This is a genomic window from Paenibacillus sp. HGF5, assembly GCF_000204455.1.
Lineage (GTDB): Bacteria > Bacillota > Bacilli > Paenibacillales > Paenibacillaceae > Paenibacillus_AQ > Paenibacillus_AQ lautus_A.
The window spans coordinates 1-15,543 of sequence record NZ_AEXS01000057.1; the positions used below are offsets into that span (position 1 = coordinate 1).

General features: G+C 49.7%; 14 protein-coding genes. 1 reads left to right on the top strand and 13 read right to left on the bottom strand.

The window, feature by feature from the left end:
• From HMPREF9412_RS09420 to HMPREF9412_RS09440, 5 genes are all read right to left on the bottom strand, one after another.
• Positions 1–655, bottom strand: a 655-nt coding sequence (locus tag HMPREF9412_RS09420) for an NAD-dependent epimerase/dehydratase family protein (protein WP_009591267.1), incomplete at its 3' end; no start/stop codon positions are given.
• A 202-nt stretch (positions 656–857) separates the two neighbouring features.
• A complete protein-coding gene (locus HMPREF9412_RS09425; protein WP_009591259.1) occupies positions 858–1,832 on the bottom strand; it encodes a glycoside hydrolase family 43 protein in 975 nt (324 codons plus the stop codon).
• 78 nt (positions 1,833–1,910) lie between these two features.
• Complete coding sequence (locus HMPREF9412_RS09430) at positions 1,911–2,822, bottom strand: carbohydrate ABC transporter permease (RefSeq protein ID WP_009591243.1); 912 nt, start codon at positions 2,820–2,822, stop codon at positions 1,911–1,913.
• Between the two features lie 54 nt (positions 2,823–2,876).
• A complete protein-coding gene (locus tag HMPREF9412_RS09435) occupies positions 2,877–3,752 on the bottom strand; it encodes a carbohydrate ABC transporter permease (protein ID WP_009591261.1) in 876 nt (291 codons plus the stop codon).
• An 81-nt stretch (positions 3,753–3,833) separates the two neighbouring features.
• The gene (locus tag HMPREF9412_RS09440) at positions 3,834–5,075 is read right to left on the bottom strand and encodes an extracellular solute-binding protein (protein WP_009591260.1); all 1,242 of its coding nucleotides are present in this window, start codon (positions 5,073–5,075) and stop codon (positions 3,834–3,836) included.
• Positions 5,076–5,350: 275 nt separating this feature from the next.
• Here HMPREF9412_RS09440 and HMPREF9412_RS09445 point away from each other — a divergent pair, with 275 nt between their 5' ends.
• On the top strand, positions 5,351–6,253 hold the full coding sequence (locus HMPREF9412_RS09445; protein WP_009591258.1) for an ArsR/SmtB family transcription factor: 903 nt from the start codon (positions 5,351–5,353) through the stop codon (positions 6,251–6,253).
• Between the two features lie 250 nt (positions 6,254–6,503).
• Here the strand turns inward: HMPREF9412_RS09445 and spo0A are convergent, their stop codons facing one another.
• From spo0A to HMPREF9412_RS09485, 8 genes are all read right to left on the bottom strand, one after another.
• Positions 6,504–7,307, bottom strand: a complete 804-nt coding sequence (gene spo0A / locus HMPREF9412_RS09450; RefSeq protein ID WP_009591253.1) for a sporulation transcription factor Spo0A — start codon at positions 7,305–7,307, stop codon at positions 6,504–6,506.
• Between the two features lie 194 nt (positions 7,308–7,501).
• Positions 7,502–8,836 carry a SpoIVB peptidase gene (gene spoIVB, locus HMPREF9412_RS09455; protein WP_009591266.1) on the bottom strand — a complete coding sequence of 445 codons (1,335 nt, stop codon included), beginning with the start codon at positions 8,834–8,836 and terminating at the stop codon, positions 7,502–7,504.
• 100 nt (positions 8,837–8,936) lie between these two features.
• Positions 8,937–10,676 carry a DNA repair protein RecN gene (gene recN, locus HMPREF9412_RS09460; RefSeq protein WP_009591245.1) on the bottom strand — a complete coding sequence of 580 codons (1,740 nt, stop codon included), beginning with the start codon at positions 10,674–10,676 and terminating at the stop codon, positions 8,937–8,939.
• 53 nt (positions 10,677–10,729) lie between these two features.
• Positions 10,730–11,179 (bottom strand): transcriptional regulator AhrC/ArgR, encoded by a 450-nt coding sequence (ahrC, locus tag HMPREF9412_RS09465; RefSeq protein ID WP_009591236.1) that lies wholly within the window; start codon positions 11,177–11,179, stop codon positions 10,730–10,732.
• A 17-nt stretch (positions 11,180–11,196) separates the two neighbouring features.
• Positions 11,197–11,688, bottom strand: coding sequence for a hypothetical protein (locus HMPREF9412_RS09470; protein WP_009591238.1), 492 nt, complete (start codon positions 11,686–11,688; stop codon positions 11,197–11,199).
• Between the two features lie 68 nt (positions 11,689–11,756).
• A complete protein-coding gene (locus HMPREF9412_RS09475; protein WP_009591240.1) occupies positions 11,757–12,629 on the bottom strand; it encodes a TlyA family RNA methyltransferase in 873 nt (290 codons plus the stop codon).
• A gap of 19 nt (positions 12,630–12,648) precedes the next feature.
• Positions 12,649–14,556, bottom strand: coding sequence for a 1-deoxy-D-xylulose-5-phosphate synthase (gene dxs / locus HMPREF9412_RS09480; protein ID WP_009591234.1), 1,908 nt, complete (start codon positions 14,554–14,556; stop codon positions 12,649–12,651).
• Positions 14,557–14,664: 108 nt separating this feature from the next.
• Positions 14,665–15,540 carry a polyprenyl synthetase family protein gene (locus HMPREF9412_RS09485; RefSeq protein WP_433939214.1) on the bottom strand — a complete coding sequence of 292 codons (876 nt, stop codon included), beginning with the start codon at positions 15,538–15,540 and terminating at the stop codon, positions 14,665–14,667.
• Positions 15,541–15,543: the final 3 nt, after the last annotated feature.

Below are 15,543 nucleotides of genomic sequence, written 5' to 3' on the forward strand. Positions count from 1 at the left end.
AACATGCATTAACCGGGCCATCTAATTGGACTCGGCCTGCCCACTCCAGAAATTCTGCCGCTTCCTCGGCATGCACAAACGAGATTTGCGCGTCGGGATCCGGCAAACCAATGGCTTCCCCGCTCGCAGCATGTTCAATATGGAAAAGCAGCCTTCGCGTGTAATCATCCGGTCCAAGCACAATCGGGAGCCGGACGGCGGTTACATTGAGGTTATGGCGACCGAACAAAACCGCCTCCGCCTGGCGCTTGCCTTCCTTGTAGCTGTAGTCCCTGCTTTCATTCATCATAACCGGATATCTGTATGGATCAAAGTCCTCTTCCCTTACCGGATGATCCGCAAAATCATATACCGACAACGTGGAGGTCAGCACATATTGTCCTACACGTCCGGCAAATAAGTCCGCTGCTTGTCCCGCTTCTTCCGGCGTATAACATATATTATCATATACGATATCAAAATCCTGGCTCCCTACTGCCTGCTTTAAGCTCTCCGGATCTTTCCGATCCGCGGCAAGCCGCGAAACGGCACCCCCGAATGGATCCTGGTGTTGTCCGCGCGTCAAAATCGTAACGGCATCGCCGTTAGCCACCAGCCGGTTAACCAGCCTTTTGCCAAAAAAGCGGGTTCCGCCCAATACTAATATCTTTGCCATTTATAATTCCTCCCTACCAGGAAATAAGTATATCGTTAATAAAAACGATTCTTACTACACCTTAACCATTCAAACAGGTTTCCTGTCCTTTTTTCTCCATCCGTATCACAGACTCCTTCTTTTCTCCTATTTAATATTATGTACACCCTGCCTCGGAATTTAAAAAAACCGACCCAGCATGTAAGCTGGGTCGGTTTCAAGGTCATGACTCGGATATCATTGCATGATCCGCTCTCGGCACACCGAAATTCGGCGTACCGTCTTCATTCCACCGGATGATCTGTACGCGCGCATGGCGGTTCGGATCATATAGCGGATCACCCGCGATCTCCTTGTAACTTCGGGCATGGTAAACCAGGATGTCCACCAGGCCGTCCTCGGATACCGTGAAGCTGTTGTGTCCCGGCCCGTATTGGCCATTGGCTTCCGATGTCGTAAATACGGGCAAGGGTGATTTCACCCAGGAGCTCGGATCCAGCAAATCGCTGTCCTCATCGGCCGTCAGCAGGCCCATCGCATAGTTATGGTCCGTGGCGCTTGCCGAATAGGTCATGAATATGCGACCGTTTCGCTTCAGGACGGCGGCTCCTTCATTCACCAGATAGCCGATCTTCTCCCAATCATATTCGGGAACCGATATGCAAACCTGTTCCCCTGTCAGGGTCCAGGGATTTTCCATCAAGGAGATATAGAGATTCGAGTTGCCCGGAATGGCCGGATCTTTCTGGGCCCACACATAATACCGCCTTCCCTTATGCTCAAACGTGGTTGCGTCCAGTGCAAAAGACTCCCACTTCGTGATCACTTGTCCCTTCTCCACCCATTCCCCTTCCAGCGGGTTCGCCGAAGCGTTCTCCAGCACGAACATGCGGTGATCAAACAACCCGTCCCTCGTTTCGGACGTATGAGCCGCTGCGTAATACACGTACCATTTGCCCTCTATGTGATGAAGCTCGGGCGCCCAAATATTGGCGCTCATCAAACCCGAATCATGCTTGCGCCAAATCGTTATGCCTTCCGCATCCGCAAGCCCTTGGATCGTTTCCGAGCGTCTAAGCTCGATCCGGTCATATTCCGGCACGGAACCGGTAAAGTAATAAAAACCATCGCTATGTTTATAGATCCAGGGATCTGCCCTCTGCTCGATCAGGGGATTTTTTATATATAATTCAGTCATGGTGACGACTCCTATACCTTGTAGTTTGACTTCGTTAGCTTTCGGTTTACTTGCTCTTCATTTCCACTCTTCAAAAAACTATCCTTTGATACCCGCGTTTAAGTTGATCGACTGCACAAAATATTTCTGGGCAAACAGGAACAACAGCAGCGTCGGAATGATGGCCAGGATAGCGGAACCCATCAATTGTCCGATCATGCGATAATTGCCGTAGATGTCCTGCAGCAACAGCAGTCCTGCCGTAACCGGCATCTTCTCCACGTCGGTATACACGATGACCGGCCAGAGGAAATCATTCCAGGAACCCGTAAATGAAAACAGGCCGCATACAATCAACACAGGCTTCATGAGCGGCAAAATGATAGAATAATAGATTCTAAAGTCACCCGCGCCGTCCACGCGTGCCGATTCGTCCAGATCCTTGGGAACACCCATCATGAATTGTCTGACCAAGAAAATGTTCCCCATACCTGCCAAACCTGGAATAATCATTGCCCATGAGGTGTTTACCCACCCCAGCGCATCTATGATTTTGTAGGACGGAATCAGGTTCACGACTCCGGGAAAGAAAGAAATCCCCAGCAAAGTAAAGAACAAGGTGTCCCTTCCTTTAAAGTTCATGCGGGAGTACCCGTAGCCGGTGATGGAAATGACCACGATCACCAGCAGCGTATGCATCGTTGCGATAAAGACGGAGTTCATCAACCAGCGCAGGATCGGGGCCGTCGACGTATTTTGCAGGATCGTGACATAATTATCGAATATCCAGTTTTCGGGCAGCAGACTGAAACCGCTGGATACGACCTCCGCCTGGGACCGGAACGATGTGGTAATACCAAAGATGACCGGAATCGCCCATATCACGCACAGCAGGATGAGAAAAGTATAAGCAATATATTTGGACACGCTAATGTTGGTTGAAGCCTTCTTCGGACCGGAGCGGGCAAGCTTAGTATCCGCGTTCGCTTCATGTACTACCGGGTTCGACATTGCACAGTACACCTACCTTTTATCGTTTCCGTCGTTTGCAAGCAGAACATGCCGCTAGGACGCGTTTCGGTTCATCACATAATATTGAAGGGCTGAAATGACCAGAATGACCAGTCCGAGCAGCACCGCCATCGCGGATGCCATGCCGGCAATGGATTCCCCGTGGCCGAAGGCCAACTGGCGAATATACATCATCAATACCGTCGTGCTCTGTCTGGGTCCTCCGTCCGTCATCATTAATGGCTGACCGAATACGTTGAAAGCTCCGGCGGTCGTCATGACAAAGGTATAAATCAGCGGGAAACGGATGGAGGGCAGCGTAATGCTCGAAAATCTGCGGACGGGCCCCGCTCCGTCCATCTCGGCCGACTCGTATAAATCCTTGGATACTCCGCTGATAGAAGCCCGGTAGATGATCATGTTTCCACCGACCCCGCCCCAAACCGTAATGACAATAATGATCAGCCAGGCATAAGGCTGGTTGGCGGCCCAGACCGTTTCGGAGCCGAAGACGTTGTTCGTGATCCCAAGCTGCTTGTTAAATATCAATGACCAAATCAGTGCCGCTGCGGAGATCGAAATTAATCCGGGAATATAGAGAATGGATTGAATGACGTTTTTCATTTTCACTTTTTTGTGTTCGAGCGACACCGCGATCATTAACGGGATAACGATTAATATCGGTACGCTCAGAACTACGAAGATCAACGTATTTTTTAATCCGTTCATAAATTGGGTATAGAAGGTGGACTCCGCATCAAACAGAATCGTTTTATAGTTGGCCAGGCCGACCCACACCGGGTCATTGATCAGATTCCATTGCGTAAACGAAGCATAGATCCCGTATAGGGTCGGTAATAGAATAAACACGATGAATAGAATCAGATGGGGACCTACAAAGAAATAAGGTGTCAGCGACTTCTTTTTCATACCCTTTCATTTCTCCTTTGGAAAAGAAAAGCGTCATGAGGTTTGGACGCTTTTCTTTTTTTCAATCGGCTCTGCTTTCATTTACTTTGCGGCACTGTTGCCTTCTGCGATTTTATCCTCTACGAACTTCTGCATCGTCGCCAGGGTTTCGTCGATATCGACGTTGCCCCGCACAATATCCGCTGCATATGTATCTACAGCCTCGGCAACATATGGATAGTACTCGTAAGTGTAAATGTACAAGGATTCAATTTCTTTTTCATTGGACGTGAAGAATGATTGAATATAGTTATTGTAGTCCGGACTTTCAATGACTTGTTTACTCGCTACGATCTGACCCGCTTTTGCCCACTCGATCGAGTGTTGGCGAATGAACTCCAGGAACTGGCCGATGGCCTGCTCCTTTTCATCCGTTCTCTTCTCGTTCTTCAGCATGGAGAACAGGTGGGAGGATGCTCGGTTTGTATATTTATCCGCACTCGTCGAATAAATGTTGGTTACGCCAAAGTCCAGGCCGTCAACCGCGGCATGGGCCGTAGAGCTCCATGTGCCGTCTGTGGAGAATAAAACGTTTCCAGCTTGGAACATCAGGTAGCCGTCTTCGCCAAATGGTGTCATTAAACCCGCATCGGCTATTTTCTTAATCTCCGTAAATGCCTGCTTCATGGCTTCCGTATTGACTGCAGGCTTGCCGTCTTGCTGGATGTCTCCGCCCAGATTCTGTATTTGAGCCAACACAACCCAGCCCAACAGCGCATCATTGACCACGTAATCACCCTCATCCAGTTTGCCTTGCAGCGACAACATTTCATCGATGGTCACGACATCGTCATCCAGGAAACTTTCAACATTGTATTTCTTGAGCAGATTTTTGTTGTAGTACATCGCGTTGCTGTGGATATCAAGCGGTACCGTATATTGGGTGCCTTCCACGTTTCCGGTTGCCCAGGCCTGCGGCAGATAATTGTCCTCTTTCAATTCTGGCTGCGCTTGCATGACTGCCGTCATCGGCTCCAATACGCCTTGCTTAACGAAGCTTGGAACGCGGTCCGCGTGGATGATGGAAAGATCGGGAACGCCTTTGCCGGAATTAAGAACGGTGGATATCTTCGTATACATGTCCGAAGTGATGACATGCTTCACTTTATACTCGGGATTGGTGGCATTGTAATCCTTAACGAGCTGATCCATGTAAGCCCCGTCATCACCCGTCAATGGCGTCCAGAAGGTAATGGTGTTCTTGTCGCCGTTTCCGCATCCTCCCAGTACCGCTACCGCTAACAATGCAAGTATCAGTGAAACCCCCATTTTTTTCTTCAACAAACTCTCCTCCTATTACTAATCATTTGGTTAATCATTCACCGGCCAGAATCATGAAAACGATTAACTTTGGTTCAGTATACACTCGCCCTGAAAGCGGTGTCAATAACTTATATATAAATCTTGATTATTATTTTTATATTTGATTAACATTTTTGTTAATTGTAATGTTGAAAAAATGTTAGTTCAAATGCCAAGATTTATATACAGGTTAATAAAGCCTGTGTTATGATGCATATTAGTTAATAATTGAAAAACTTGTTGAAAGAAGTGGTCATATGCAATTGGAAATAGACAAGTCATCGCTTGTGGTTTACGAGGCTTTGGCCAGCGAAGTTCGCATCAAGATTATTCAGCTGCTCTCCAAAAACAAAATGAACATCAAAGATTTGGCGCAGGAGCTTCAAATCAGCAGTCCGATCGTGACGAAACATATTAAAAAACTTGAAGATGCCGGCATTATCCGGACAGAGAAGGTGCCGGGAAAATCGGGGCAGCAGAAAATTTCGATCCTGAAGGTGGATCACATTGAAATCAACTTCCCCAAAAAAATCTTCCATTCCTTTGCTTCTTATGAAGCCTCGGTGCCGATCGGGCATTACACCGATTATGACCTGAAGCCTACGTGCGGCCTTGCTACCGAGAAGGAGTTCATCGGACGGGTTGACGAACCCAAGTACTTTATGGATCCCAAGCGCGTGGATGCGGAAATCCTGTGGTTTACCGAGGGGTTCATCCAATACAACATCGCCAACTTTCTGCAAAAGGATGAGAAGCTGCAGCAATTCGAAATCAGTTTGGAGATATCGTCCGAGTTTCCTTTTTCCAATGATGTGTGGCCATCGGACATTACGTTTTCCTTGAACGGAATGGAGCTCGGCACGTGGACGAGCCCAGGGGATTTTGCGGATACGCGGGGGAAATATACGCCTGAATGGTGGCCGCACAACATCAACCAATACGGACTGCTAAAAACGATTCGGATTACCAGCCACGGCACGTATATCGATGGCGATCCTCTCTCAACCGTCTCCGTGGACGACCTGGATTCGGCATGTGATCGCTGGACCTTTCGTATCGAAGTCAAGGAAGACGCGAAGCATGTTGGAGGCGCTACGTTATTCGGCAAGAAATTCGGAAACCATGCCCAGGATATCCAGTTCAAAATGTATTATCTGTGAGGAAATCGATGGTACGCAGCACCTGAAGGAGATTACCGGGTGGTGATGTAACCTTAGTAAAACAAAACAAACCAGCCGCTGATCCGGCTGGTTTATTGCTGATGAGTCCCGTCCTGAAACATAAAATCACTCCTTCACAGGTTACGATAGCCGCAACCAATAAAGGAGTGATTTCAATAAATCGCTCAAGTAGACATTTAGGTGTGCATCGTCCATGTCCCTAAATCCCTTCCTCTTAGTCCTTACCCTTTCAAGAGACCTTATGCTCGATCCGAAGCTTGTCTGCCACCATGGCAATGAACTCGCTGTTGGTCGGCTTGGATTTGCTGATGTTAATGGTGTAGCCGAACAAGTGGCTGATGGAATCGATGTTACCGCGAGTCCAAGCCACTTCAATGGCATGCCGGATCGCCCGCTCCACTCGGGATGGCGTTGTTTTGAACTTCTCAGCGATGGCCGGATACAGCGTTTTGGTAATCGCTCCAAGAATTTCGATATTGTTGTACACCATGGTAATGGCTTCGCGGAGATATTGATATCCCTTGATATGAGCGGGAACACCGATTTCATGGATAATGGAAGTGATATTCGCGTCCAAATTCTTGCCCTTGCCCATAGGAACCACATTGGATTTCATGCTTGTAAACGGAGTGCCGGAGGAAATGCTGCTCGGCGAACCCACGAGCTGTCGAATGCGGCTGGCGAGCACCTCCATGTCAAACGGCTTTAAAATATAATAGGAAGCACCCAACTGCACCGCGCGCTGCGTTATATTCTCTTGGCCGAACGCCGTGAGCATAATGACTTTCGGCTGCGGAGACAGATTCATATCGCGTAAACGCTCGAGTACCCCAAGCCCGTCCAAATGAGGCATAATAATATCAAGGATCAGTACGTCCGGTACCTTTCCGGATTCCTCAATCATGCTCAGTACTTCTTCGCCATTATAAGCGATTCCGGATACCACCATATCTTGTTGATCCGAAATGTATTCGCCGAGCAGGTTTGTAAATTCACGGTTGTCGTCTGCCAATAATACCTCAATCTTTTGCAATTCGTGCTCCTCCTTTATCAGATCAGTTGTTATTTTAGAACATTTTTCTGTTTATAAAGTTTTCGACATGCTTATTTAAATTCCTTCTGTCGAAAATTATTTTTCTTTATTTTTTTTGAAGTTGATTTATAATTAAATATTTTGTTTCAAATTAATCTCTATTTCGTTCTTTTACGACAAAAAATCTCAAGGCATTAACCTGCCTTAAGATTTTGAGGTGTTGATTCTGTAGATTGTAGTACGCCGGAATCTTGAAGCATCCACTCGATAAAGCACCCATATCCCGACTTAGGGTCGTTTACAAATACATGGGTTACCGCTCCAATCAGCTTGCCATCCTGAACGATGGGACTGCCGCTCATGCCCTGCACGATCCCGCCGGTCTTCTTAAGCAGTCTCGGATCGGTAATGCGCAGCACCATTCCTTTGGTCGCTGGAGCGTCCTGTTTGGAGACGTGAACGATCTCCACCGTAAAGCGTTCGACTTCCTGACCTTCAACGACGGTTAAAATTTCAGCGGGACCTTCCTTCACCTCATGGGAAAAGGCAACGGGAATCGGCTCCTGATACAGCCCGTGTTCCGGAAGCTGATTCATTTTACCGAAAATGCCGAAATGGGTATTGCGCTCGACATTGCCTAAAATCTTGCCGTCTTTGGTGAAGGTTGCCCTTTTCTCTCCGGGCTCGCCTTCTTCGCTACGGCTAATCGAGGTGACGTTGGATTGAACGATCTGGCCGCTTCCAACATCAATGGGGGTCTGAGTATTCATGTCGGTGATGACATGACCGAGCGCTCCGTAGACCTTCTGGTGAGGCGCATAAAAGGTAAGCGTCCCTACGCCTGCTGCGGAATCACGGATATACAGGCCAAGGCGCCAGCTTTGATCCTCTTGGTCATAGGCGGGACTCAGCTTTGTTTTCATTACCTTGCCGTCCCGTTTAAAGGATATATCCAGCGGCCGATTCGCTTTACCAGCCTTCTCGACGATCTCGGCAACCTTCGTGACATCGTTAAGCGGCTTTCCATCCATCGTTGTAAGCAGGTCGCCAAGCTTTAGCCCGGCAGCTTCGCCGGGAGACACTTTGGCCCCGTTTTGAACCCGTACCAGATGATGTCCAACCACCAGTATACCGGAGGATTTCACTTTGACGCCGATGGTTTGGCCTCCCGGTATGACTTTAAGTTCCGGCATCACTTTAACATGGACAGTCTTCAGAGGAATTGTACCGAATAATTTCAGGGTCACTTCTGCGTTTCCGCTTTGCTGGGGATTGAGCTGCAGCGGCTGTTTTAACGATACTTGAAGTTTCGATTCCCGGGAGCCGTTTAGCTGCAGGACATCCGGTCGATCAACTGAAGCGAGGGCTTGCACAGGCATGGCAACATCAAGACGGGACTGCTGACCGGTAATCAATCTCAGCTCATCGGGCAATGAGGCAAAAGATTGGACAGGATCAGCAGTTCCAATGAAACAAAGAAGGAAAGCAAGAACGAAACCGAGCAGTTTTCTCCTGAGGTTGGGCTTCAATGGCTGTCACGCTCCCTTTTTCTTCTTTCGCTTGACGAAAAGGTGGTCGCCAATTGCGTACCTTTAAGTTACCCTGCCCTTATGGTTTTATAACTGTCAATCATTGACCCAAAGCCTTTCTGGAAGCCTTTTGCGCTGCCGCCAGATTGAGCATTTCTTGGGCATGATGAAGCGTCTTTTCGGTAATTTCGACTCCGCCAAGCATCCGGGCAAGCTCTTTTACACGCCCTTCTTCATTCAGGTTTTCTACTTGCGTCATCGTTCTGGAGGCTTCAAGCTTCTTCTCGATTAAATATTGATGATCCGCCATGCAAGCCACCTGCGGCAAATGCGTAATGGAGAATACCTGACAGGTTTTGGCCAGCAAAAACAGCTTCTCGGCAATCGATTGGGCAGCCCTTCCGCTGACACCCGTGTCGACTTCATCAAAGATTAAGACCGGTATTTGATCATGACGGGCAAATATACTCTTCATCGCCAGCATAATTCTGGACATTTCCCCACCCGAAGCAATTTTGGCAAGCGGACGGAGCGGCTCGCCCGGATTCGCGGAGATGAGGAACTCCGCCGTGTCCATGCCTTGTCTTGTCAACCGGACTTTTTGGCCTTCATACTCGTAGCCGTTCGGATCCAGCTGCAATTCCAGGCGGACTTCCAGCGAGGTGCGTTCCATTTGAAGATCCTTCAGTTCTCCCTCGACTTGCCTAGCCAAGTCTTGCGCGCATTGCTTGCGGGCATGACTCAGCTCTTTCGCGCTTACGAGCAGCACGCTTAACAACTCGTCACGGCGCTGTTCCAACGCTTGAATAAATTCGTCCTTATTCTCCAGCATATCGGTTTCCTGCTGAATTCTCACGTAGTATTCCAGAATTTGCTCCACATTATCCCCATATTTTCGGCGCAAACCGGAGATCATATCTAAACGGAGCTCAATTTCATTGAGCCGTTCGGGATTGAATTCGATGCCGTCACGATAATCCCTTAACTGGAATACCGCATCCTCAAGCTGATAATAAGCGGATTGAAGCTGCTCGACAAGCGGCTTTAAACCCTTCTCGTCGTATCCGGATACATCCTCAAGTCTGGACAAAGCCCTGCTGACGGACTCAAGGCCCGATGATCCGTACAACAGGTCGTAGGCTCCCGCTACGGAATCCATCATCTTCTCGCTGTGGGAGAGTTTGGTTCTTTCTTCGGACAATGCCTCGTCTTCGCCGGTTTTCAGCCCGGCAGCCGCGATTTCCTCCAGCTGGAAACGGTACATATCCAGCATTTGATATGCTTTCTGGCTGGTTTCCTGCAGGTCCTTAAGCTCTTTCTCCACTTTGCTGAATTCGCCGTACAGCTCCTGGTATTTGCGCTTGGCAGGCCCTATGGTCTTATCTCCGTAAGTATCCAGGAGGCTCATATGCTGCTCTGAACGTAGCAGGCTTTGATGCTCATGCTGTCCATGGATATTAATCAGCTTTTCCCCGACTTCACGCAGCATGCTGAGGTTCAGCAGCTGTCCGTTAATACGCGACGTGCTTTTTCCTTGAGACGTCAGCTCTCTTCGAATTAGTAAGTGCTCTTCCGGATCCGCTTCAACCCCCAGCTTCTTGAGCGTGCCCCATACCGGATGCTCCGCAGGCAGCTCAAACAGAGCCTCGATCTCCGCTTTGTCGCACCCGTATCGAATCAGCTCTGCCGAGCCGCGGCCGCCGGCAATTAAACCCAGCGCATCAATGATGATGGACTTACCGGCCCCGGTTTCCCCTGTCAGGACGTGAAATCCGGGATAAAAGTGCACATCCACGCTTTCTACAACAGCCAGGTTCCGAATGGATAGCGTGTTTAACATGTTTACCACCTCCGCTACTGCTAAAAAAATGATCGATATGTCACTACACCTGATTAGGAAATGAAATTTTTGATTTGGGACACCACATGTTCGCCGTCTACTTCCGTACGGCAAATCAGCAAGATCGTGTCATCCCCGCAGATGGTCCCCATGATCTGTGACCATTCCATGTTATCGAGCAGCACGGCAACCGAGTTGGCTGTTCCGGGCAAGCATTTCATGACCACAAGATTGCCGGTTCGGTCAATGTAAACAAAATTGTCGACGAGCGCTCTTTTGAGCTTCTGAACAGGATTGTACCGCTGATCTGTCGGCATGGAGTATTTATATCGCCCATCATCTGTAGGCACTTTTATGAGCAGCAATTCTTTAATATCCCGTGATATCGTAGCCTGAGTAACCTGAAAGCCTTCCGCGCGCAATGCGTCCACAAGCTCATCCTGCGTTTCAATATCCTGGTGGGTAATGATATCCCTGATTTTAATATGGCGTTGTCCCTTCATAAAGAGCCTCCTGAGTATTAACTGTTGTATTCATCATGACCAATCCATTCTTCGTCCGTCCAATCCATGCTTAAACGGTTAATGGTCCCCTCATTCACGTCGATGTAGAGGAGGCCCGCACACTCGGGATACAGCAGCAAAAACGGCATCAACCGATCGCGAATGCCGGAGCCTGTCCACTCCACCGGCATTCGTTCCCGGGCCAGCTTCACCATGTACAGTTCGCCGCTGTCGTCGGATGCAACATAATCTATGAACAACCGACTTAAGATGGGCTTATGTCCCGTTTCAAACGACAAGTTTATTTTTACTTTACCCCCAACCACATCATATCCTTCTTGTTCAAGCATCCCAATGACTGGGTGATCTGGAATGTGCTCATTGATCGGGATGCCCGGCAGTCGGTCCGGTGATGGTGACATCAGCCAACGATTCAGCCTATAACCGATAAGCAAGGCAATGACGACACCAAGCAATATCATTAATAACCAATCATAACGCTCATTCATCCTCTCACCTCGAATTTTGTATTCGCGGATGAGAACATAAATTCCTCTTTTTCAGCAAAAGAAACCCATCATTTCGATGAGTTTCCTGTGAATGTATGAGCCGCTTGCGTGACGACGGTGTCAATCCATTGACTCAATGGGACAGAAGCTTGTCCATCTTCCTGAGTCGGTTCTTCCGAGCTTTCAGATACCTCCGGCTCTAATCGCCAGTGGGCCAGGAATTCAATATTTCCTTCTCCTCCCGTTATCGGAGAGAACGTAAGGTTTTTCAGCTTGAATCCAAGGCCGTCCGCAAAAGTCAGCACCTGCGTTAAAACTTCCTTATGGACCTTCGGATCCCGAACCACCCCGGATTTACCGACCTTCTCCCGCCCCGCCTCGAATTGAGGTTTGATCAGGACGGCTACATCTCCCGGTTTAGCGAGCAGCATCTTCAGAGGTGGCAGTATAATGCGAAGTGAAATAAACGAAACATCGATGCTGGCAAAATCAGGCGGAGGACCGTTCAGATCCTCCGGCGTCATATAGCGAAAATTCGTTCGCTCCATGACGCATACGCGTTCATCGTTACGCAGCGACCAATCCAGCTGGTTATAACCAACGTCGATCGCGTACACATAACTGGCCCCATGCTGGAGCGCGCAATCCGTAAAACCGCCTGTCGATGATCCGATATCCAGCATCGTGCGCCCCTTCATGTCGAGGCCGAACGTACGAATCGCTTTCTCCAGCTTTAGTCCGCCTCGGCTGACATAAGGATGAACCGAGCCCTTGACCTTCAGTTCGGACGTTCTCGGAATTTTCATGCCGGCTTTCTCGATCCGTTCGGTTCCGGCATAGACCAGACCCGCCATAATCGCGGCTTTTGCTTTTTCGCGACTCTCATAATATCCCTGCTCCACGAGCAGGACATCAATTCGTTCCTTCTGAGATGAATCCATATTATACTCCCGATCGTTACTAAGACATAAAACTTCTTTTGCCGAGTACGGCGGTCCGGGCATTCTTCAGGCTCCGGATTTCCTGGCAAACCCCTTCCAGCGTGAGACCTACTTCCTCCCGTTGCTGCGGAATGCTTCCATGCTCGATGAACCGGTCTTCGATCCCCATCAAGGATACGACGGCATCATGGATTCCCTGCTCTGCAAAATATTCCAGAACCGCGCTCCCCAAACTGCCTGCTTGCGAGGTTTCCTCCAGAACCAGCATCGACGTTCCCGTCTTCGCCAAATTCCCCAGCATATCTCCGTCAAGTGGTTTAAGGAAACGGGCATTCACGACTTCTACCGCAATGCCTTCCCGCTTGAGCTGCTCCGCTGCTTCTTCGGCCAGCTGAACCATCGGACCGGAAGCCAGGATGGCATACCCTTCGCCGGGACGGACGACTTCCCAGGTTCCGATTGGAATGGGCACCAGCTCAGTGTCCATCGGAACGCCGCGCACATTGTTCCGAGGGTAACGGTAAGCAATCGGTCCTTCATTATAATCAAGCGCCGTCTTCATCATGTGACGAAGCTCATTCTCGTCTTTTGGCATCATGATGACGATATTCGGGATATGACGCATGAAGGCCACATCGTATACCCCTTGATGCGTTTCGCCGTCTGCACCGACAAAGCCGGCACGGTCAATCGCAAACATCACGTTGGCGTTATGGCGGCAAATATCATGCACGATTTGGTCGTACGCACGCTGCATGAACGTGGAATAGACCGCGAATACGGGTTTCATGCCTTCCATGGCCAGAGCCGCGCACAGCGTTGCCGCGTGCTGCTCGGCAATCCCGACATCGATCATGCGGTCCGGGAATTTCTTGCTGAACGGGATCAAGCCGGAGCCGCCCGGCATCGCCGGCGTAACGGCAACGATGCGTTTATCCTGTTCCCCCAGCTCTACCAAGGTCTGTCCGAACACTTCCGTGTACATCGGATTGCCTACTGCCTTGAGCACTTGGCCGGATTCAATCTTATAAGGGGTGATTCCATGCCATTTATGCGAATCCGATTCGGCCGGACGGTATCCCTTGCCCTTGGTTGTTACGGCATGGATCAGCACGGGACCATCCACATTGTCCGCCTGCTTCAATGTATCGATCAGTTTATTCAGATCATGTCCGTCCACAGGCCCGAGATACGTAAATCCAAGTTCCTCGAATAAAACACCCGGAACCATCATATATTTAAGGCTGTCCTTCATCTTCTCTGCCGTCTTCGCGAGTTTGCCGCCGATGGCAGGGATTTTCTTCAAGACCATTTCCACTTCGTCTTTGGCACGAAGATAAAAACGGTCCGAACGGATCTTGCTTAAGTAGTTATGCATAGCACCGACATTCGGCGCGATCGACATTTCATTGTCATTCAGGATGACCATGAGCTTCTTCTGCTCGTGGCCGATATGGTTTAGCGCTTCAAACGCCATGCCGCCTGTAAGGGCTCCGTCCCCGATCATGGCGATAACCCGATTGTCTTCGCCTTTCAGGTCCCGGGCCATGGCCATACCCATTGCGGCAGACAGCGAGGTGCTGCTGTGACCTGCTTCCCATACATCATGCTCGCTCTCGGACCGCTTGACGAAGCCGCACAAGCCTTTATATTTGCGGAGCGTATCGAATTTATCCATCCGTCCGGTCAAGATCTTGTGTACATAGGCTTGATGGCCCACATCGAAGATCATCTTGTCACGAGGGCTGTCAAAGCAATAGTGCAAGGCCAGCGTGAGTTCAACCACTCCCAGATTCGGTGCAAGATGGCCACCGGTAACGGACAGCTTTTCGATTAGAAAATGACGGATTTGTCCCGCTAAATCCTCGAGTTCGTCCACCGATAGATTTTTAAGTTGTTCTGGTTGTTTGATATTTGGAAGAAGCACGAAGAATCTCCCCGCTTTCCTTGATTAAGTTTACGTTACTAAGCCGATAGTAATTCAGCCATTAACAGACATTATATCACAAAAAAACCGTTTGCATGTAGCGCGCGCTTAGTGGTCCCGGGCCATCAAGAAATCCGCGATCTCCAGCAGCCTTGCAGGGTCGGCGAAGTTCCCTTCGGAAATGACCCGCTTGGCTTCTGCCGTCAGTCGCTCGACTTCATGCCTCGATGCGTCCAAACCGATGAAGTACGGGTAGGTCACCTTTTCCTGTTTCACATCGCTTTGTACCGGCTTCCCGAGCTTGGACTCATCCCCCACGAGATCCAGAATATCATCTTGAATCTGAAAAGCAAGGCCGATATGATGCCCGAAGGTACGCAAGGATTCGATCTGGGCGTCGGAGCACCCGGCAACATGGCCGCCCGCCATCAGCGAGAACATGATCAGATCACTGGTCTTGTGCAGGTGTATATACTCAAGCTGCTCTAACGTCGTGATCCCTTGCTCCCCCTCCATGTCGGCCACCTGTCCGCCTACCATCCCCCGCGGACCTGCATACTCCGCAAGATCCTCCACGATCGACAGCACGCGTTCTGCTGGAACCCCATGCTTTCTGGCAGCCTGGATGACGCTGTAAAAGGCATGCGTCAGCAAGGCATCCCCGGCCAAAATGGCGCTGGCCTCGCCAAACACCTTATGATTCGTCGGCTTGCCGCGGCGGTAATCATCATCGTCCATCGCCGGCAGATCATCGTGGATAAGGGAATATGTATGGACCATTTCCACCGCGCAGGCAACCGGAACGGCTGCTTCACGGCTGCCGCCGCCCGCCTCGCATGCCGCAATGACAAGCAGCGGACGCATTCGCTTGCCGCCTGCCATTAAAGAATACGACATGGACCGCGAAAGGGTTTCAGGAACTTTCCAGCCTGACGGAAAAAGATTCGTGAACTCGCTGTCCAGCCTGTCACAAATTTCATTCATATA